The sequence below is a fragment of the Aurantimicrobium sp. INA4 genome (genome assembly GCF_027924525.1).
Taxonomy (GTDB): domain Bacteria; phylum Actinomycetota; class Actinomycetes; order Actinomycetales; family Microbacteriaceae; genus Aurantimicrobium.
This window is the reverse complement of record NZ_AP027040.1, coordinates 1,026,130-1,043,100: the sequence shown is the minus strand read 5'-3', so window position 1 is coordinate 1,043,100 and position 16,971 is coordinate 1,026,130. Positions and strand designations below refer to the sequence as shown.

Sequence of the window (16,971 nt, the reverse complement as noted above, 5' to 3'; positions counted from 1 at the left end):
GAAAGCTACGAAACACATCATGAAGAAAAAATCCCTACTCGCCTCTGTCACAGCCAGCATTGCAACACTCGCTTTAGTGCTGACTGGCTGCGCTAGTGAGCCTAAGCCTGTTGTCACCGAAGAAGCTGCTGCGGTTGTTGACCGTACCGGTGAAACCCTCAACATTGACTTCGCGACCTACAACCCGCTGTCTCTCTTGATCAAAAACTACGGCTGGTTGGAAGAAGAACTTGCTGAAACCGGAATCAAGGTCAACTGGGTTCAGTCCCTGTCCTCAGCTGACGCTAACGCAAAGCTACTTGCCGGTGCTCTCGATGTTGGATCTACTGCTGGTTCTGCCGCGCTTCTCGCACGTGCGAACGGTTCACCAATTAAAACCATCGAAATCTACACCCAGCCTGAATGGGCCGCTCTTGCTGTTGGACCAGACTCCAAGATCAAGGACGTTGCTGATTTGGAAGGCAAGAAGGTAGCTGCACGAAAGGGAACCGACCCCTACTTCTTCCTGCTCCAGGCACTCGAGGAAGCTGGCGTTGACCCAGCAACTGTCACTATCGAGAACCTCGCTCACGCAGATGGTAAGACCGCACTGTTCAACGGTTCAGTTGACGCATGGGCAGGCCTTGACCCCATCCTTGCTGGTGCGGAAACCGAAGGTGCTCAGCTGATTTACCGCAACGTTGATTTCCTGAGCTACGGCTTCCTCAACGCCACGGAATCCTTCATAGCGGACAAGCCTGATGTTGCTCAGATCGTGACCAACGTCTACGAGCAGGCACGTCAGTACGCAATTGCTAACCCTGACGCAACCTACGCAGTTCTTGCTGCAGCATCGGGTCTGTCCGTTCCAGTAGCCAAGAAGGTCATTACTGAGCGCACACTCATCGATATCAACCCCATTCCTGGAAAGAAGCAGACCAAGCTTCTCAAGGGAATTGGCAAGGTCTTTGTTGCTAATGGTGACGTAGCTACCCAAGCACAGGTCGATGAAGCACTCAAGACTCTGTATGACACCAAATTCATCAAGAAGTCCTACAAGGAAATCGACGTGAAGGCTACTGAAGCTGCAGAAGCAAAGTAAGTCAGAGTTTCACTAAGGAATACGAAGTATGAGCACGACGACTGATCCCACACTCAGAGCACAAGCTCGGGGGAAGAAAGCCCACAAGGGTGGGGGATCAGTTCGTCGTGCTCCTCTGACATCTACACGAGCTGGCCGAATCCTCATCAGCTCCATTTTGCCGCTGTCAATTTTGTTGCTGTGGCAAATTACGACAATGCTGGGAGTCTTCACCGTAGGGCAGCTTCCCTCACCGGTGATGGTATGGCAGGCATTTATTGACCTCATTCAACGTGGGCAGCTTGGGCCCTACATTGGCATTTCAGTCCAACGCGTACTCCTCGGCTTTAGTATTGGTGCCACGCTTGGTTTGATCTTCGGGGCCATTGTTGGTCTCGCCAAAGTATGGGACTACTTCTTTGGCTCTACCTTTGGCGCAATTCGCGCTGTTCCGTCCCTGGCTTGGGTCCCGTTGCTGCTGTTGTGGTTGAAGATCGGCGAAGAATCCAAAGTTACGCTGATTGCAATTGGTGCATTCTTTCCGGTCTACACAACTGTTGCCGCGGCACTTCGTCACGTAGATAAGCAATTAGTGGAAGCCGGTCGAGCATTCGGTTTATCTGGCTATCAACTGTTCAGAACTGTGCAATTACCGGCAGTAGTTCCTTCGGTTATTTCTGGTTTGCGCCTGGCCTTAGCTCAATCGTGGCTATTCCTGGTTGCAGCGGAATTGATTGCATCCTCGGCGGGACTTGGATTCTTACTCCTGGATTCTCAAAACAATGGCCGGACGGACAGGGTGATCCTTGCAATTATCTTGCTTGCTGTCTTTGGTAAAACAACAGATGCCCTGTTGGGATTGTTTGAGAAATGGGCAGTTCGACGCTGGGCTTAAAGCCCGTCAGGCAACTCCTTTAGAATGGGCTCATGGCATACGAGGTAGAAAAAGACGACGAACAGTGGAAAGCAGAACTTTCGGCTGAAGAATACGCAGTACTTCGCCAAGCAGCGACGGAGCGAGCATGGTCTGGGGATCTTCTTGATGAAGATCGTGCCGGAATTTACACCTGCAAAGCCTGTGGCAACGAACTCTTCACTGCCGGCACCAAGTTTGACTCAGGCTGTGGCTGGCCTTCATTTTATGAATCCGTTCGCCCGGACGCAGTTGAGCTGCGCCCAGATCACTCTCTGGGTATCGAGCGCACCGAAGTGTTGTGTGCCAAGTGTGGCTCACACCTTGGTCACGTCTTCCCCGATGGCTTTGGAACACCTACTGGTGACCGCTACTGCATGAACTCGATTTCATTGAACTTCGAGGCCAAGGATAACTAGACCTTACGCGCGGATTACTCGCACGTCAGCTGCTGTGAGGGCAGTGTTTACTTTCAACTGCTCAGGCTGAGGTTCGGTTGTTGCTGTTGTGGTGACAGCAGTGAGAAGGTGTGAGGTAGCTCGGGAAAGGCCGCGATAGGCCGCCTCAGCAGCGGCAGCTTCCGGGGATGTTGCATCTAAGCCCAGCGCAGCAAGTTGGTCGATTACAGCACCTGCGGCCAGGAGATCCTCTGTCGTCACCCGTAGCTGGCCATCACGAGTAGAGCCTGCAGCAACGACCGCAATCAAGATGCGTTTAGCTAGTTTGACCTGCAGTTCAATAACCCACTGTGCGACGGCGTGTGCCGATGTGAGATCTGTGAAAACAACAGTGGGCCCTTGGGGGAGAGAGTTCAGATCGGCGTCGCTTCCAGGTTCTGTAATGGCATCGACCCAGACGATGACATCTGCATCGGTGCCAATGGCATGGGCACCGGTGGTGGCCCAGTCAAAGCGAACTTGGTAGCGAGTTTGTTCCATAGCAACATTCTGCCGGAGGTAGAACGCTGTCACTTTTTCGTGTGACGCAGTATGACATCACTGGTGTGCGCCAACTCTGTGACTTCCATAACCTTGGAGCTATGGCAGATCGCGAATACGGGTTCAAAACCCGCTCCATCCACGCAGGTAATATCCCCGACTCAACTACTGGTGCCAGGGCTCTTCCGATTTATCAGACCAGCGCATTCGTTTTTGATGACACCTCTGATGCTGCTGCGCGTTTTGCATTGCAAAAATACGGGAACATCTACTCCCGCGTCTCCAATCCAACGGTTGCATCCTTTGAAGAACGCGTTGCCAGCCTGGAGGGTGGACTTGGCGCTGTCGCGACTGCCAGTGGGCTCTCGGCGCAGTACATCACCTTTGCTTCCTTAGTTGGACAGGGAGATCACATCGTTTCATCCGCCAACCTTTATGGCGGATCGATTACACAACTTGATATCACCCTGCGTCGTTTCGGTGTGGAAACTACTTTTGTGCAGTCAGCTAACCCTGAAGACTACGCAGCAGCAATTACCGAGAACACGAAGCTGATCTATGCCGAGACGGTGGCAAACCCCTCGGGTGAAGTCGCTGATATTGAAGGTCTTGCCGATGTCGCTCACGCTCACGGGATTCCTTTGATTATCGACTCCACCATTGCTACCCCCTATCTGTGTCGCCCGATCGAATGGGGTGCTGATGTGGTCATCCACTCTGCGACTAAATTCCTCGGCGGACACGGCACAACACTGGGTGGTGTTGTCGTGGAATCAGGTCGATTTGATTGGAACACCGACAAATTCCCCCTCTTTGACGAGCCTGTGCCCTCCTATGGTGGATTAACCTGGGGTGGCAACTTTGGCGAATATGCCTTCTTGACTCGACTCAGAGCAGAACAGCTCAGAGATATCGGGCCTGTGCTCTCTGCGCAGTCTGCCTTCCTACTTGCGCAGGGTGTCGAAACGCTGCCCTATCGAATGCAGGCACACATCGACAATGCTCGTATTGTTGCTAACTGGTTGGCTCAAGATTCCAGAATCGAGTTTGTGAACTGGGCAGGCCTTCCCAGCCACCCTCACTATGAGCGTGGACTGAAGTATTTGCCTCAAGGGCCTGGATCCGTCTTTAGTTTCTCAGTCAAGGGTGGGCGTGAAGTAGGCAGAAAGTTCATCGAATCTGTTGAACTTGCCAGCCATGTTGCCAATATCGGTGATGCGAAGACTTTGGTAATTCACCCGGCTTCGACAACCCACGCACAATTGACTGACCAGCAGCTTCTCGATGCCGGTGTTCTTCCCGGTATTGTCCGTTTGTCTGTTGGTATTGAAGATGTCGATGACATCATTTATGACCTCGATCAGGCGCTGACCAAGGCTGTGGAGGGGAAGTAATGACTGAAGTTATCAATGCGCAGCTCGCGAACGGTCTCAGTTGTGAACTGCCTGCCAATTCACCACTAGCTAAGTTGCTGAAGTCCCAGCGCACCTGGGTTGGTCCGGATGCTAAAGCGCGCCAACGCATCCTCAATAATGCTCAATCTGTTGCGATTGTTGGTGCATCTCCTAATCCAGCTCGTTCAAGCTACTTTGTTGGCACGTATTTGCTCTCGTCAAGCAATTTCCGGGTGTATTTCGTGAATCCCAATGCTGATGAAATTCTTGGCCAAAAGGTTTATCCAGACCTAGCTTCCTTGCCTGAAGTTCCTGACATTGTGGACGTATTCCGCAAGGGTAGTGATATCCCCTCTGTCATCGATGATGTTGTGGCTATAGGTGCCAAGACCATCTGGGTTCAGCTGGGAATTTACAACGAAGAAGCAGCTCGCTACGGCGAAGAAAAGGGCCTCACTGTTGTGATGGACCGCTGTATCAAGGTGGAGCACGCCCGATTCCACGGCGGATTGCACCTACTCGGTTTTGACACCGGAGTGATCAGTGCGAAAAAGCAAGAAAGATAAGTTTCTCGATTAGCCAAAACCTGGACAAACCTGCCAGAATAGGAAGTCGAGTTTGATTCATATCCGACCCTCTAATCAGATATGTCTTGAATCCCTAGAGCTTGTACCGAGTGTGCCCCCACGCTCACGGTCGTCAGTTCATCCACTACACATCACTCACAGGAGAATTGTGGCTGTCAAAATCCGTTTGAAGCGCCTCGGAAAAATCCGTGCGCCTTACTACCGCATCGTCGTAGCAGACTCACGCACCAAGCGTGACGGTCGTGTTATCGAGGAGATCGGTAAGTACCACCCAACTGAGAACCCTTCTTTCATCGAAGTTAACTCAGAGCGTGCTCAGTACTGGCTCTCCGTTGGCGCACAGCCAACCGAGCAGGTTGAAGCACTTCTGAAGCTCTCCGGTGACTGGGGAATCTTCAAGGGCGACAAGAATGCAAAGAGCACCATCAAGGTTGCAGAGCCTAAGGCTGCATTCGTTGTCGATACCAAGAAGAAGCCAGTTCTCGTTCCTAAGACTGAAAAGGCACCTAAGAAGGAAGAGGCAGCTGTCGAAGCTGCTGAAGAAGCCGTCGTAGAGGCCGCCGCTGAGGAAGCAGTAGTAGAGGCAGTTGCAGAAGCAATCGTCGAAGAGGCTGTAGCTGAGGCTGTTGTCGAAGAGGCAGCAGCAGAGGTTGTTGCCGAGGCTGAGGAAATCGTTGAGGCTGCTGAAGAAGCAGCTGGCGAGGAACAGGCCTAACAAACATGCTCGCATCAGCAGTCAAGCACCTCGTCAAGGGAATCGTTGAACACCCTGATGACGTTGAGGTTGCTGTGCGTTCAAACAATCGTGGTGAGGTCCTCGAGGTTCATGTGAACCCCGAGGACCTTGGCCGCGTTATCGGCCGTTCTGGCCGCACTGCTAAGGCCCTTCGCACTGTTGTGAACGCCTTAGCTGATGGTCGCAAGGTTCGTGTCGACGTCGTCGACACCGACGCCTAACGTGACCGCTGAATCCAGGCAGACCCAACTTCGCGTCGGGCGTCTGACAAAGGCTCACGGCCTCAAAGGCGCAATCAAAGTTGAGCTCTACACTGACGAACCTGAGAAGCGCTTTGTTCCCGGAGCAGTTTTCTCACTTCAGGTTCCTGAAGAGTCACCTTGGCACGGTAAAAGTATTGAGCTCGTTGAACTGCGCTGGTATAACTCACACCCCGTAGCTTTTTTCAAAGATGTGCCCGATCGCACGGCTGCTGAGTCGCTGATTAAAGCAATCTTGTGGGTGGACCATGACACTTCTGTTCTTCCTGAAGAACCAGAGGCCTGGTATGACCACCAGCTCACTGGTTTGAAGGCTGTCCGTGATGGTGTTGAAGTAGGCACGATTGCACGTGTTAACCACCTTCCCGCGCAAGACCTCCTCGTGGTCAAAACTGCTCAGGGTGAAGTGATGGTTCCATTTGTGAAGGCAATTGTTCCTGAAGTGGATATTGATAAGGGGATCGTGACACTCACCCCACCAGGAGGCTTGTTCGAAGAGCTTCCTGAAGATGAGGATGACGAACTCACTGAGGGCTCTAGCGAGGCCTAATGCGCATCGATATCGTCACGATTTTCCCTGAGTTCTTTGCAACCTTGGATGTGTCGCTCCTAGGTAAAGCTCGTCAGTCAGGCCTCATCCAGACGCATGTGCATGATCTGCGTGATGTGACCACGGATAAACATCGAACAGTCGATGACACTCCATATGGCGGTGGCGCTGGCATGGTGATGAAGCCAGAGCCTTGGGGGGACACCCTCGATGCCATCCTGGCTGATTCAGAAAGCTCGCAGCGTCCTATTTTGATTGTTCCTTCACCTGCTGGGGAGCCCTTCACGCAAGCCGTGGCCAAGGAACTCTCGCACGAGGAACAACTCATCTTTGCCTGTGGACGATATGAAGGTATCGACCAGCGTGTGAGTGACCACTTTGCTACACGAATGACAGTACGCCCCATCTCTTTGGGAGACTATGTTCTCAACGGCGGAGAAGTGGCTTCTCTAGCCATGATTGAGGCTATAGGGCGGCTTATCCCAGGTATGGTGGGCAATCCTGACTCTCTCGTTGAAGAAAGCCACGAGGACGGTTTGCTGGAATATCCCAGCTACACCAAGCCTGCAGTCTGGCGAGATCTCGAAGTACCAGAAGTATTACTGTCGGGAAACCATGCGGCAATCGCTGCATGGCGACACGAACAACAGCTAGAACGCACCAAGCGGATGCGGCCCGATTTACTTCCTGAGTAAATTTCTGGCAGAATTGTCACTTGTGCCGTTTGTTTCACCCTGCCACAGGGGGCACTGAAACTTTCATCACAGCACACTCTCTTTTCATCATTCACGTATGAGACCTGTGGCTTGTACAGATTGAGATACATCATGCACATTCTTGACGCTGTAGACGCACCATCGCTGCGTAGCGACATTCCAGAGTTCCGCGCCGGTGACACCGTAAAGGTTCACGTAAACATCATCGAAGGTAACCGCTCTCGTATCCAGGTATTCCAGGGTGTTGTTATCGGTCGTTCCGGTGAGGGCGTTCGCGAAACTTTCACCGTTCGTAAGGTTTCTTTCCAGGTTGGTGTGGAGCGTAAGTTCCCAGTGCACTCCCCAGTTATTGACCACATTGAGGTCGTATCTCGCGGTGACGTGCGTCGTGCAAAGCTGTACTACCTGCGTAACCTGCGCGGTAAGAAGGCGAAAATCAAAGAGAAGCGCGACTTTTAAGATCTTCATCAAGATAACCCCCACAGTGTGGGGGTTATCTTTTTGCCCTATTTCGGAGTTTCACCAACTCCACACAGGCTTTTGACGGAATCGGCAACCTAGACTTGAGCTGCAGGGGAGTAGTAACCACATGACTGACACAACAACACAAACACGCCATCCGTGGCGTTCTGTGTTGTTTTTTCTCCGCGATGTCTTGGTAATCTTCGGAATCGCCATTGTTGTTTCCTTTGTGGTGAAAACTTTCCTCATCAGGTCATTCTTTATTCCCTCGGCTTCGATGGAACAAACGCTCATGATTGACGACAGAGTCATTGTTAACGAGCTTGTTCCCCAGGTTGTCAGTGTTGAACACGGTGACATTGTCGTATTCAAAGACCCAGGAGGCTGGCTACCAGCAAGGCCGCCTGTTGAGGTCAGCCCAACTCAGGCAGGCGTGGAGTGGGTGCTCTCACTTTTCGGTCTCGCTTCGCCAGATAGTAATGATCACTTGATCAAACGCGTTATTGGTATGCCTGGAGATACGGTGCAGTGCTGTTCTGCTGAGGGACAGATCATTGTCAATGGTGTCCCCATCTCTGAGCCTTACATCACCCTCCCACCGGGTGAAACACGTGCTTCGGCTATCGATTTCAATGTAACTGTTCCCGCCAATTCATTGTTCGTTATGGGGGATAACCGCTACAACTCAAAAGACTCTCGATACAACACGGAAACCCCCAGCAAAGGTTTCGTAGGGTTGGATCACGTTGTTGGTCGAGCTTTTGTGCTGAGCTGGCCCATGAGCCGCTGGGAGTGGTTGTCGAACTATCCTGAAGTCTTTGCCGATGTTCCACCGGCTCCAGCAGCGCAGTAGGTCAGATGCCAGCTGAACCATCTCTCCAGGTCGAGACAGAAATGTTTGCCTCTGGCGCCAAGCTGATTATCGGGATCGATGAGGTCGGCCGTGGCGCAATGGCAGGACCAGTCATGGTGGGGGTTTGTGCCATTAGCCCTTCGGTCACAGAGTTTCCCACTGGATTGCGCGACTCAAAACTCGTTTCAGAAAAGAAGCGCACTGCACTCTTTCCTCAAGTTCAGGCCTGGGCACCCACTGCCGTCGGCGAAGCATCTGCGCTTGAGATCGATGAGATGGGCATCACCGCGTGTTTGGGACTGGCGGCAAAACGTGCACTGGCGTTGCTTCACCATGGTGGTGTTTCTGTGGGAGAGGCCACCGTCTTGTTGGATGGATCGCATGATTGGCTCAACCCCGCGTTAAGCAGCAAACTTTCTGTTGTCACGCGGGTGAAAGCAGATCAAGACTGTGCTGTTGTTTCTGCTGCGTCAATTGTTGCCAAAGTGACTCGTGACGAATTGATGCTTTCTCTGGATCGTGAACATCCTGAGTATGGCTGGGCGTCCAATAAAGGCTACGGTGCTGCACTGCACATGCAAGCTATCAAAACGAGAGGTCTGACCCCATATCACCGCGCAAGTTGGGTGAAGTAAAACATCATAGGATTGATTCACCATGGATGAAGAAGACTTCGATGACTACGACCGCGAGGCCGAGCTGGCGCTCTATCGCGAATATCGGGATGTTGTTGGGCAGTTCTCCTACGTCATCGAGACAGAACGCCGCTTTTATCTAGCCAACGAAGTTGATGTAAAGCGCATTGATGCAGAACACGACTTCTATTTCGAGCTCACCATGACTGACGTGTGGGTGTGGGACGTCTACCGTGCAGATCGCTTCGTCAAGAGCGTTCGAGTGCTGACATTCAAGGATGTCAACGTGGAAGAACTCTCTTCTAAAGAGTTTGAGCTCCCTAAAGAACTCGCACTCGACGAATAGTTCTCAACAACATCAGACAGACCAGTTTCGTCAACAGGTGACAATGTAGTTCTCTTTGTCATGCTGTCTGCATGGTTGATTCTTTGCGGAGGTCATCATGACAACAATCTGCGGACTACATGAATCTGCTGTTACCGAGTACATGAAACCTGTTCGACAGCAGGATTCAAACAGTAGTGAAATAGCCACATCTTTTTCTCGAGCAGTGTGGGGCACCCTTGCAGAAGCAGGCGACAGAGTTGCCGGCCTGCTAGTTAGTGCTGTGGGAGCGCACGACTCAATTGAACTCCTCATTCAACGCCTCACAGCCCATGAGATTGCTCGAATCGTTCAATCTCGAATCGAGATCCAGCAAGAGTTCCCGGACCTCGTCGAAGACATCGCCGAAGGTGTACAGCGGTGGATACCCCGACTGAGCTCGAGGGATGCACTTAATGCAGTTGTACATGCGGCACATTTAGGGGCGTTTCTCCTCACCCCAGAAGATGAGGATTGGCCACGTGGTCTTGATGATTTGGCGGCGCACGCACCCCTAGGGTTGTGGGCACGTGGGAATCGTGATGCCGTGAGTAAATTCACTCGATCGCTTGGGGTTGTTGGCGCGCGGGCATCAACAGGATATGGCGAGCATGTCACGATGGAAACGGTGGCCGCTATTGCGCAACAGGACATAGCGATAGTTTCTGGCGCCGCCTATGGCATTGACGGAATGGCGCATCGTTCTGCCTTGGCAGTGGGAGGAACCACGATGGCCTTTCTTGCCGGGGGTGTTGATCGGTTCTATCCCAGCGGACATGATGCACTTTTGGGCAGAATCATGGAAAGTGGTCTGGTTCTTGCAGAGTCTCCCTGTGGGTACTCGCCAACCAAGTGGCGCTTCCTGTTGCGAAACCGGCTTATTGCTGCTTCGACACAAGCCACAGTTGTAATGGAGGCGGGATGGCGTTCTGGCTCGTTGAACACGGCAAACCATGCAGCATCGCTCGGCAGGCCTTTAGGTGTCGTTCCTGGACCAATCACAAGTGCCTCATCTGCTGGGTGTCATCGCCTGCTACGTGAATACGACGCAATCTGCGTGACAACCGCAGCTGAGATGTGTGAACTACTTCCAGGTCACACTCCGCCAGCTGACGAGCACGAAGACGTTGAATGAGGCATTCTTGAGCTATGCGTATCGACAGTGCACTGGATGGCTTCATGCAGTACCTCAGTGCTGAACGCGGCTATTCGGAGCACACCATCAAGGCGTATTACTCAGACTTGAAAGACCTCAGTTCATTTGCCGAACGAAAAAATCGTGAAGCTGTCTCCGATGTCACTCTCGATTTCTTGAGAGATTGGCTCTATGAGTCTGCTCAGGCTGGGTTGTCGAAGACCACCCTGGCCAGGCGCACAGCAAGTGCTCGAAGTTTCACCCAGTGGCTCAGACGACAAGGTTTTCTGGAAACAGATCCAGGTTCACGCTTAAAATCTCCAAAAGCTGACCAGTCTCTTCCTCGCGTTATTTCACAACCTCAGTTGCAAGACGTATTTGATTTCCTCACCAGCAATGCTGCTGAAGGTGAGCCGGCAGCACTGCGTGATCTGGCCATAGTTGAACTTTTGTATGCCTCAGGTCTTCGTGTTTCAGAACTGGTCGGATTGAATCTGGGTGATGTTGATTTAGATCGACTGACAGTTCGAGTTCTGGGAAAAGGTTCAAAGGAGCGGGTAGTTCCGTTTGGCAACCCTGCTGCTACTGCTTTGTCGGACTATCTTGTTCGCGCACGCACAGTCCTGCTGGAAGGCAAACCAGCAACCTCAGCTTTTTTTGTTGGGGCACGGGGTGGTCGACTGAGCACACGAGCTGTCTATGGGCTCGTCGCATCATTACTTGAGCCTCTGGGTGGTTCAGGACCTGCCGGCCCCCATGCCCTTCGACATACAGCAGCGACTCATCTGTTAGATGGTGGGGCAGATTTAAGAATTGTTCAGGAGATGTTGGGGCACGCAAGTATGGGAACAACCCAGATATATACCCATGTATCTATGGAGCGACTGACTTCGAGCTACCAGCAAGCGCACCCTCGCGCTTAGCGGCATTCTTCATGCGCTGCTTGAACCAGGCTGTATCTGTGATGCGGGCAAGCACTGGACCAGAGATCACAGTAATGAGCATGTAGGTAGCTGCCATAGGGGCAATCAACGGCTGTATTCCTGCAGAAACAGCAAGTCCAGCAATGATTACGGTGAATTCTCCACGCGGCATGAGTGCAACCCCGGTACGCCAGCGACCTGGGCGGCCAATTCCAGCGCTCTTTGCCGCAAGGTAACCGGTAGCAACCTTGGTGGACATTGTGATGATTGCCAGGATTAAAGCTGGAATGAAGACTTGTGGGATGTCTGCAGGATTTGTGGTCAGCCCAAAAAAGACAAAGAAGATAGCGGCAAACAGGTCACGCAGTGGAGCTAGAAGTTTTTCTGCATTGTGTGCAACCTGACCCGAGAGAGCGATTCCCACCAGGAATGCTCCAACTGCTGCGGAGACTTGAACGGTGGCAGCAAGTCCGGCCACCAACATAGTGAGACCCAGTACACCTAGCAAAAGTGATTCTGGTTGTTCAGCAGAAAAAATGCGCGAGAGCTTTTTCCCTTGGCGAACTGCAAGAAACAACACAACAGAGACAGAACCGACGGCAATTGCCACAGTAATTGCACCTTGGGCCAAACTTGCCCCGACTACAACCGCAGACAAAATTGGCAGATAGAAAGCCATCGCGAGGTCTTCAAGGACCAAAACTGACAGCACAATCGGCGTCTCGCGGTTACCAAGACGGCCCAGATCCCTCAGGACTTTTGCAATCACACCCGAGGAAGAAACCCACGTGACACCGGCCATGGCCAGAGCTGCAACGGGTCCCCAACCCAATAAGAGAGCAAATAATGCACCAGGGAGGGCATTGAGTGCTGCATCCCATATGCCAGATTTGGCAGAAGATTTGAGGTTTCCAACAAGCTCGGTAGGAGAGTATTCCAAACCGAGCATGAGGAGCAAGAGAACAACGCCCAGCTCTGCACCCGAACTCAAGAAGTCAGTGCTGGCATTGAGAGGAAGTATTCCGCCCGAACCAAAAATCAATCCTGCTGTCATATACAGGGGGATGGGCGATTGGCCGAACCTGATGGCGACACGACCGAGCAGACTGAGGCCTAGGAGCAGAGCTCCAACCTCAATCAGCATCCAGGTCTCGTCGTGCATGGGCTATACCTGGCTGTGTGCGAGCAATGAATCCAGTTTGTCTAAACCTTCGCGGGTTCCCACAGCAACAATCAGGTCATCTAGTCTCAGAATTTCTGCAGGAGTAGGTGACGCAATGACATCTTTGCCACGCAAAATAGCAACGATCGAGGTTCCTGTTTGTGTTCGAGCTTGTGTATCCCCGAGAGGGCGATCGAGGAACCGGGAATCAGCCGGAAGCATGAGTTGTTCGGTGTAGAGACCAATCGTGCCACCGCCCAAACCAGAGAGTTGGCTCAGAAGCGCGGCGTGACCGAGGAGGTCAGATAGAGCTGCTGCCTCATCACCTGTGAGTTCCACAGAGCCCAGGATGGCGTCGGGATCTTCTGGATCGTAGAGGGCAACCTCACGGTTGCCATCTCGGTAGCTCAATACTCCGATGCGTTGTCCCGCTTGCGTTATGACGTCGTGTCGAACACCAATACCGGGAAGGTCAATTTTTTCGATGCGTACACCCATGCCTCCACGTTATCTCAGAGCAGACCGCACGCCCTCAGAAATGGTCTGATCGGTGAAGCTGAAACCAGAAGTTAACAGAACTTCAGGAACAATATGTTGACTGGAGAGAAGAAGTTCACGACCTGCTTGACCTAACATCAGCGAAATGGCGAAGCCAGGTGCTGGTAGCCAGAATGGCCGTTTGAGTTGATGGGCAAGCTCTTTCATGACGGCCGCAGAGGTCGCAGATTCAGGGCCAACGAGGTTGACTGCGCCAGTGACATCGTGGTCAATCAAAAATGCCAGTGCGCGGGCTTCGTCCTCCAAACTGATCCAGGGCCACCAGTCCTTGCCGCCAGCAAGCGGGCCGGAGGCAAAGAATTTTGTGATGAGTTTCAAAGGCCCCAAAGCCCCGTGGTCTCCGAGGACAAGTCCGGTTCGAGCCAAGACAACTCGAGTGTGTTTTGTCGCAGGCATCGCTGCCTCTTCCCACTGGGCAACAACCTCAGCAAGGAAGCCTACCCCTTGTGAAGAAGATTCAGTCAAAATCTCGTTGTCGCGGTCTCCATAAAATCCGACAGCAGAGCCGTTAATCAACACCTCGGGTTTGTGTTGAGCGCGGGCAATCGCGTCAACAATGGTGCTCGTCGATTCAATACGTGAATCGAGAATAATTTTCTTTCGCCCAGCAGTCCAGGGCATTTTGCTGATGGTTGATCCAGCCAAGTTCACAATCACATCAATGGGCTTACCCAGCTGCTGAGATAGCTGGTCTAAGTCCAGTGGTGCCACTCCAGGCGCCCATGCATATGACTGCACGCTGGAAGCGTAGCTGGATGGATTTCGCGAAAGGTGGCGAACATCATGACCATTTTGCAGCAACAGTTCTGTCAGAGCCGAGCCAATCATCCCTGACCCACCAGCGATGAGAACCGTTAACGAACGAGCCACGACAACCTCCTTGAGGAAGCGGCCGTGGCTCGAAAGTATTTCGAGTTACGCGGATGCGCCTCCGCGTCCCACGATACCTGCGCGAACGAGCAGAACATAGATTTGGCATCCTAAGCAGTAGCCAAAAACAGAGTTCAAGAATGCAGCGACGAAGGCAAAGGCAACCGCAATAACAGCGCCGGTAGTGATGCCCAGCACTGCGAAGACCAAACCTGCCAGGGAAATGATGAAACCAATGAGTTGAGCGAAAGTTGGTGGTTTAGGATCTTCAAGTTCTTCCGGCGCAGATAGACGAGGTCGAATTGCTGATTTGAAAATAGCGCCATAGGGGTGCTTGGAAATACCGGCAAATGCGCCAATGGCAAAAATGACGGTGATGTACGCAAGCAGTAAACCAGCCGGAGTGAAGAGATTTTGGAATACAGAATTGCTCGCAGAAAGTGCTGCGGGGTTAGCCAGTAACAAAATGAGCTCAACGGTGAGCGTAATCAGGGTGAGGGTGGCACCAAAGCGGGGGCCACGTGGATCAATGCCTTGTGTTCCAGGCTTAGCTGCAAGCGGGTTGGGCTTATTAGATGACATAGCTGTCGTGCTCTCTCTTGATAGCGATTTCTAAGGCAGAGATTACTGCCTCAGGTCTGGGAGATCCTCCAATGCGAGCGGCAATCGCACCACTGTCATCAAGGATAAATGTTGTGGGAGTTTGGAGGATATTGAATTGTTGAGCCAGATCTTGCCGATGCGTGAGGTCCACGTCGACATAAGCAACTCCGGGATACTGCGCGGCGACCTGAGCTAGGTATTTTCTTGTCCCTGGACACTTTGTACAAAACTCTGAACTGAATTGGAGAAGGGTTCCGATTTTTCCAAATTGGATTCCTTCGCCTAGGTTCGCGGGGTTCACTCGGGTCAAGCCATCCTGTTTTTTGGCACGCCCCTCTGTCGCTTTGACGAGAAACCCAATTGCGGTCGAGACCACAATGAGTCCGCCAATGAGCAGCAGGATAAGTGAGAGATCCATGGTTGTTAAAGACTATTTCTCTTTATCTTCGTCGTGCCGAGTATGACGTAACGTGACGACGGGTAAGGTTTTATCCGTGGCTGAGATTGAATTTCGTTCAGATGTAACTGTTGAATTGGTGCGCGCAAGTGCCCATGACTCTGATGTGCTTTTCGCAGCACGAGTATCAACCCAGGGAGAGCAGACTCTCGAAGAGTCCATGCACACTCCTGAATCACGCGCTGAAGATGAGAAGCGTGACAAGGGTCTCATCAACTACCTCATGCGTGATCGTCACGGCTCTCCTTTTGAGCACAACTCGATGACTTTTTATGTCCAGGCTCCCATCTTTGTTTTCCGCGAATTTATGCGTCACCGTATTGCTTCCTACAACGAAGAGTCTGCTCGATACCGTGAACTCAACCCGGTCTTTTATGTTCCGGCACCTGATCGCAACCTCATCCAGGTTGGTAAGCCAGGTGCATACGACTTCGTTCCTGGAACGCCAGAGCAGACTGCCCTGACCCAGGAAGCAACCAAGCGAGCAGTAACTGTCGCCTACGAAGAATATGAGCGCATGCTCGAGGCTGGTATTGCTCGTGAGGTCGCACGTGGCGTTCTGCCGGTAGCAACCTATTCTTCGATGTACGTCACCATGAATGCGCGCTCGCTCATGAACTTCCTTTCTTTGCGCACCAAGCGTGAGGGAACCCACTTCCCTTCCTTCCCTCAGCGAGAGATCGAAATGGTCGCTGAAAAAATGGAAGACGAATGGGCAAAGCTCATGCCACTGACCTATGCTGCGTTTAATGAGCACGGCCGCGTTTCGCCGTAATCCGCTTCAGCGATACGCTTAATTTGTGGCTACAGCAGAAAACCCCTTCGGACAGGTCCTTGTCGCGCTCGTAACTCCCTTTACTGCAGACGGTGAAGTCGACTGGAACGATGTCGAAAAGCACATTGACAGTGTTGTTTCCAACGGCGCTGACGGCATCGTCGTCACCGGCACTACCGGTGAAACCAGCACTTTGACCGACGATGAGAAGGTCAAGCTCGTCGAGGTTGGCAAGAAGGTTGCTGGCAATCGCGCCAAAATCATCATGGGTGGTCCCTCTAACGAGACAGCACACGCCATAGAACTTGCAAAGAAGAGTGCCAAGGCTGGTGCTGACGGCATCATGGCTGTCACGCCCTATTACAACAAGCCCACACAGGCTGGTGTTCTCACTCACTTCCGCATGGTTGCTGACGCAACCGACTTGCCCTTCATCATGTATGACATTCCAGGTCGTGCGGGCATCCAGATTCAGTACGAAACCATCCTGCGTTTGGCTAAACACCCCAACATCGTTGCAGTCAAAGATGCCAAGGGAGATTTCAGCGAGGTAAGCCGAGTGCTCAACCAGACTGATCTGTTGTACTTCTCGGGTGATGACGCAAACGTCCTCCCTCACATGGCTATCGGAGCTTCCGGCTTGATTGGTGTCACAGCAAACGTTGCCCCAGCTCCCTACCGCGCAATGGTTGATGCGGTGAATCGCGGTGACCTCACTGCAGCAACACAGCAACACATGGCGTTGGAGCCTCTGGTGCGTGCCATCATGACGCACGTACCCGGAACTGTTGCCGCTAAATATGTTCTCCACGGTTTGGGAAGAATTGGTAGCCCCCGTGTTCGTCTGCCACTTGTTGGTCCTGAAGAGTGGGAAGCAGCAAAGATTGAAGACGAGATTGCTCTCGTTGGAGCAATCGAGGGCGTTGATTTCTCAAACTTCCGTCCAGATCGCAATGCCGCCGCAGGCGGAGCATTGCCCAAAATCGCCGGCACTACAAGGTAGCGCCACACTCGTCAGGG

The 16,971-nt window shown here is 52.4% G+C and carries 23 protein-coding genes; 17 read left to right on the top strand and 6 right to left on the bottom strand.

Features of this window, described 5'->3' with window-relative positions; translation table 11 throughout:
• The first annotated feature begins 19 nt into the window (after positions 1–19).
• Genes AINA4_RS05180 through msrB form a run of 3 tightly spaced genes read left to right on the top strand, consistent with a single transcriptional unit; the run spans position 20 to position 2,392 of the window.
• Complete coding sequence (locus tag AINA4_RS05180; RefSeq protein ID WP_281786428.1) at positions 20–1,081, top strand: aliphatic sulfonate ABC transporter substrate-binding protein; 1,062 nt, start codon at positions 20–22, stop codon at positions 1,079–1,081.
• Positions 1,082–1,109: 28 nt separating this feature from the next.
• On the top strand, positions 1,110–1,955 hold the full coding sequence (locus AINA4_RS05175) for an ABC transporter permease (RefSeq protein WP_281786427.1): 846 nt from the start codon (positions 1,110–1,112) through the stop codon (positions 1,953–1,955).
• A gap of 32 nt (positions 1,956–1,987) precedes the next feature.
• A complete protein-coding gene (gene msrB, locus AINA4_RS05170; RefSeq protein WP_281786426.1) occupies positions 1,988–2,392 on the top strand; it encodes a peptide-methionine (R)-S-oxide reductase MsrB in 405 nt (134 codons plus the stop codon).
• Positions 2,393–2,395: 3 nt separating this feature from the next.
• Here the strand turns inward: msrB and AINA4_RS05165 are convergent, their stop codons facing one another.
• Positions 2,396–2,911, bottom strand: a complete 516-nt coding sequence (locus AINA4_RS05165) for a hypothetical protein (RefSeq protein WP_281786425.1) — start codon at positions 2,909–2,911, stop codon at positions 2,396–2,398.
• 101 nt (positions 2,912–3,012) lie between these two features.
• Between AINA4_RS05165 and AINA4_RS05160 the strand changes: the two genes are divergently transcribed.
• The 12 genes from AINA4_RS05160 to AINA4_RS05105 all read left to right on the top strand — a co-directional run bounded on the left by AINA4_RS05160 (position 3,013) and on the right by AINA4_RS05105 (position 11,526).
• Complete coding sequence (locus tag AINA4_RS05160; protein WP_096383387.1) at positions 3,013–4,305, top strand: O-acetylhomoserine aminocarboxypropyltransferase/cysteine synthase family protein; 1,293 nt, start codon at positions 3,013–3,015, stop codon at positions 4,303–4,305.
• Positions 4,305–4,871, top strand: coding sequence for a CoA-binding protein (locus tag AINA4_RS05155; RefSeq protein ID WP_281786424.1), 567 nt, complete (start codon positions 4,305–4,307; stop codon positions 4,869–4,871). Before AINA4_RS05160 ends, AINA4_RS05155 begins: the two co-directional genes overlap by 1 nt.
• A gap of 169 nt (positions 4,872–5,040) precedes the next feature.
• Positions 5,041–5,607: a 30S ribosomal protein S16 gene (gene rpsP, locus AINA4_RS05150; RefSeq protein WP_281641052.1), complete on the top strand. Its 567-nt coding sequence runs from the start codon at positions 5,041–5,043 to the stop codon at positions 5,605–5,607.
• A 5-nt stretch (positions 5,608–5,612) separates the two neighbouring features.
• Positions 5,613–5,849 carry an RNA-binding protein gene (locus tag AINA4_RS05145; RefSeq protein ID WP_096380627.1) on the top strand — a complete coding sequence of 79 codons (237 nt, stop codon included), beginning with the start codon at positions 5,613–5,615 and terminating at the stop codon, positions 5,847–5,849.
• The gene (gene rimM / locus AINA4_RS05140) at positions 5,821–6,438 is read left to right on the top strand and encodes a ribosome maturation factor RimM (protein WP_281786423.1); all 618 of its coding nucleotides are present in this window, start codon (positions 5,821–5,823) and stop codon (positions 6,436–6,438) included. Before AINA4_RS05145 ends, rimM begins: the two co-directional genes overlap by 29 nt.
• The gene (gene trmD, locus AINA4_RS05135) at positions 6,438–7,133 is read left to right on the top strand and encodes a tRNA (guanosine(37)-N1)-methyltransferase TrmD (protein ID WP_281786422.1); all 696 of its coding nucleotides are present in this window, start codon (positions 6,438–6,440) and stop codon (positions 7,131–7,133) included. The genes rimM and trmD overlap by 1 nt, the downstream gene beginning before the upstream one ends.
• A 132-nt stretch (positions 7,134–7,265) precedes the next feature.
• Entirely contained in the window at positions 7,266–7,613 is a 348-nt protein-coding gene (gene rplS, locus AINA4_RS05130; RefSeq protein ID WP_096380636.1) for a 50S ribosomal protein L19, read from the top strand.
• 130 nt (positions 7,614–7,743) lie between these two features.
• Positions 7,744–8,469 (top strand): signal peptidase I, encoded by a 726-nt coding sequence (gene lepB, locus AINA4_RS05125; RefSeq protein ID WP_281786421.1) that lies wholly within the window; start codon positions 7,744–7,746, stop codon positions 8,467–8,469.
• A gap of 5 nt (positions 8,470–8,474) precedes the next feature.
• Complete coding sequence (locus AINA4_RS05120) at positions 8,475–9,104, top strand: ribonuclease HII (protein ID WP_281786420.1); 630 nt, start codon at positions 8,475–8,477, stop codon at positions 9,102–9,104.
• A 22-nt stretch (positions 9,105–9,126) separates the two neighbouring features.
• Complete coding sequence (locus AINA4_RS05115; protein ID WP_096380642.1) at positions 9,127–9,450, top strand: DUF2469 domain-containing protein; 324 nt, start codon at positions 9,127–9,129, stop codon at positions 9,448–9,450.
• A 97-nt stretch (positions 9,451–9,547) separates the two neighbouring features.
• Positions 9,548–10,603 (top strand): DNA-processing protein DprA, encoded by a 1,056-nt coding sequence (gene dprA, locus AINA4_RS05110; protein ID WP_281786419.1) that lies wholly within the window; start codon positions 9,548–9,550, stop codon positions 10,601–10,603.
• 14 nt (positions 10,604–10,617) lie between these two features.
• The gene (locus AINA4_RS05105) at positions 10,618–11,526 is read left to right on the top strand and encodes a tyrosine recombinase XerC (protein WP_281786418.1); all 909 of its coding nucleotides are present in this window, start codon (positions 10,618–10,620) and stop codon (positions 11,524–11,526) included.
• On the opposite strand, the gene AINA4_RS05100 is transcribed toward AINA4_RS05105, so the two are convergent.
• Genes AINA4_RS05100 through AINA4_RS05080 form a run of 5 tightly spaced genes read right to left on the bottom strand, consistent with a single transcriptional unit; the run spans position 11,477 to position 15,137 of the window.
• On the bottom strand, positions 11,477–12,688 hold the full coding sequence (locus tag AINA4_RS05100; protein ID WP_281786417.1) for a cation:proton antiporter: 1,212 nt from the start codon (positions 12,686–12,688) through the stop codon (positions 11,477–11,479). The genes AINA4_RS05105 and AINA4_RS05100 overlap by 50 nt on opposite strands.
• Before the next feature lie 3 nt (positions 12,689–12,691).
• Positions 12,692–13,186: a TrkA C-terminal domain-containing protein gene (locus AINA4_RS05095; protein WP_281786416.1), complete on the bottom strand. Its 495-nt coding sequence runs from the start codon at positions 13,184–13,186 to the stop codon at positions 12,692–12,694.
• Between the two features lie 9 nt (positions 13,187–13,195).
• Positions 13,196–14,116, bottom strand: coding sequence for a TIGR01777 family oxidoreductase (locus AINA4_RS05090; protein ID WP_281786415.1), 921 nt, complete (start codon positions 14,114–14,116; stop codon positions 13,196–13,198).
• 45 nt (positions 14,117–14,161) lie between these two features.
• Positions 14,162–14,698, bottom strand: a complete 537-nt coding sequence (locus tag AINA4_RS05085) for a DUF4395 domain-containing protein (protein WP_281786414.1) — start codon at positions 14,696–14,698, stop codon at positions 14,162–14,164.
• Complete coding sequence (locus tag AINA4_RS05080; protein WP_281786413.1) at positions 14,688–15,137, bottom strand: thioredoxin family protein; 450 nt, start codon at positions 15,135–15,137, stop codon at positions 14,688–14,690. The genes AINA4_RS05085 and AINA4_RS05080 overlap by 11 nt, the downstream gene beginning before the upstream one ends.
• Positions 15,138–15,213: 76 nt before the next feature.
• Between AINA4_RS05080 and thyX the strand changes: the two genes are divergently transcribed.
• On the top strand, positions 15,214–15,951 hold the full coding sequence (gene thyX, locus AINA4_RS05075) for an FAD-dependent thymidylate synthase (RefSeq protein ID WP_281786412.1): 738 nt from the start codon (positions 15,214–15,216) through the stop codon (positions 15,949–15,951).
• Between the two features lie 25 nt (positions 15,952–15,976).
• Complete coding sequence (dapA, locus tag AINA4_RS05070) at positions 15,977–16,954, top strand: 4-hydroxy-tetrahydrodipicolinate synthase (RefSeq protein WP_281786411.1); 978 nt, start codon at positions 15,977–15,979, stop codon at positions 16,952–16,954.
• Positions 16,955–16,971 lie beyond the last annotated feature (17 nt).

What these genes read in the sequence shown, in the direction of transcription:
- AINA4_RS05180 (WP_281786428.1), top strand. Translation starts at nt 20, where the DNA reads ATGAAGAAAAAATCCCTACTCGCCTCTGTCACAGCCAGCATTGCAACA.
- rplS (WP_096380636.1), top strand. Translation starts at nt 7,266, where the DNA reads ATGCACATTCTTGACGCTGTAGACGCACCATCGCTGCGTAGCGACATT.
- AINA4_RS05175 (WP_281786427.1), top strand. Translation starts at nt 1,110, where the DNA reads ATGAGCACGACGACTGATCCCACACTCAGAGCACAAGCTCGGGGGAAG.
- AINA4_RS05100 (WP_281786417.1), bottom strand. Translation starts at nt 12,688, where the DNA reads ATGCACGACGAGACCTGGATGCTGATTGAGGTTGGAGCTCTGCTCCTA.
- msrB (WP_281786426.1), top strand. Translation starts at nt 1,988, where the DNA reads ATGGCATACGAGGTAGAAAAAGACGACGAACAGTGGAAAGCAGAACTT.
- dprA (WP_281786419.1), top strand. Translation starts at nt 9,548, where the DNA reads ATGACAACAATCTGCGGACTACATGAATCTGCTGTTACCGAGTACATG.
- AINA4_RS05115 (WP_096380642.1), top strand. Translation starts at nt 9,127, where the DNA reads ATGGATGAAGAAGACTTCGATGACTACGACCGCGAGGCCGAGCTGGCG.
- AINA4_RS05095 (WP_281786416.1), bottom strand. Translation starts at nt 13,186, where the DNA reads ATGGGTGTACGCATCGAAAAAATTGACCTTCCCGGTATTGGTGTTCGA.
- lepB (WP_281786421.1), top strand. Translation starts at nt 7,744, where the DNA reads ATGACTGACACAACAACACAAACACGCCATCCGTGGCGTTCTGTGTTG.
- AINA4_RS05145 (WP_096380627.1), top strand. Translation starts at nt 5,613, where the DNA reads ATGCTCGCATCAGCAGTCAAGCACCTCGTCAAGGGAATCGTTGAACAC.
- AINA4_RS05080 (WP_281786413.1), bottom strand. Translation starts at nt 15,137, where the DNA reads ATGGATCTCTCACTTATCCTGCTGCTCATTGGCGGACTCATTGTGGTC.
- AINA4_RS05160 (WP_096383387.1), top strand. Translation starts at nt 3,013, where the DNA reads ATGGCAGATCGCGAATACGGGTTCAAAACCCGCTCCATCCACGCAGGT.
- AINA4_RS05105 (WP_281786418.1), top strand. Translation starts at nt 10,618, where the DNA reads ATGCGTATCGACAGTGCACTGGATGGCTTCATGCAGTACCTCAGTGCT.
- AINA4_RS05155 (WP_281786424.1), top strand. Translation starts at nt 4,305, where the DNA reads ATGACTGAAGTTATCAATGCGCAGCTCGCGAACGGTCTCAGTTGTGAA.
- AINA4_RS05165 (WP_281786425.1), bottom strand. Translation starts at nt 2,911, where the DNA reads ATGGAACAAACTCGCTACCAAGTTCGCTTTGACTGGGCCACCACCGGT.
- AINA4_RS05085 (WP_281786414.1), bottom strand. Translation starts at nt 14,698, where the DNA reads ATGTCATCTAATAAGCCCAACCCGCTTGCAGCTAAGCCTGGAACACAA.
- trmD (WP_281786422.1), top strand. Translation starts at nt 6,438, where the DNA reads ATGCGCATCGATATCGTCACGATTTTCCCTGAGTTCTTTGCAACCTTG.
- AINA4_RS05120 (WP_281786420.1), top strand. Translation starts at nt 8,475, where the DNA reads ATGCCAGCTGAACCATCTCTCCAGGTCGAGACAGAAATGTTTGCCTCT.